The sequence below is a fragment of the Alcanivorax sp. HI0044 genome, assembly GCF_001634945.1.
On sequence record NZ_LWEZ01000960.1, the window covers coordinates 1 to 524 of the forward strand.

Below are 524 nucleotides of genomic sequence, written 5' to 3' on the forward strand. Positions count from 1 at the left end.
TCCGACCAGCCGGCAGCAGTAGAAGCCGGTGTGGGGGAATTTGTGCAGGTGTTAATGGAGGCGCTGGCCATCGTGTTGCTGGTGAGTTTCTTTTCACTGGGTTGGCGCACAGGCTTGGTGGTAGCGTTCTCTATTCCGCTGGTGTTGGCGATGACCTTTGCCTCGATGAAATATTTCGACATCGGCCTGCACAAGATTTCGCTGGGTGCGCTGGTGTTGGCACTGGGCCTGATGGTGGACGATGCCATTATCGCCGTGGAAATGATGGCGATAAAAATGGAGCAGGGTTTCAGCCGTATCAAGGCGGCCGGCTTTGCCTGGACCAGTACGGCCTTCCCCATGCTCACCGGCACCTTGATTACCGCTGCAGGCTTTCTGCCCATTGCCACTGCAGAATCAAGCACCGGGGAATATACCCGCTCCATCTTTCAGGTGGTCACCATTGCCTTGTTGGCATCCTGGGTGGCGGCGGTGGTGTTCGTTCCGTATTTGGGTGAAAAGTTGCTGCCCAGTCTGGCACGCCG

Annotated in this window: 1 protein-coding gene; it reads left to right on the forward strand. The window is 56.9% G+C overall.

Annotated features, from left to right (window positions below; all coding sequences use genetic code 11):
* Positions 1 to 524: efflux RND transporter permease subunit (locus A3730_RS11220; RefSeq protein WP_197477444.1), on the forward strand; the 524-nt coding region annotated here is incomplete at both ends.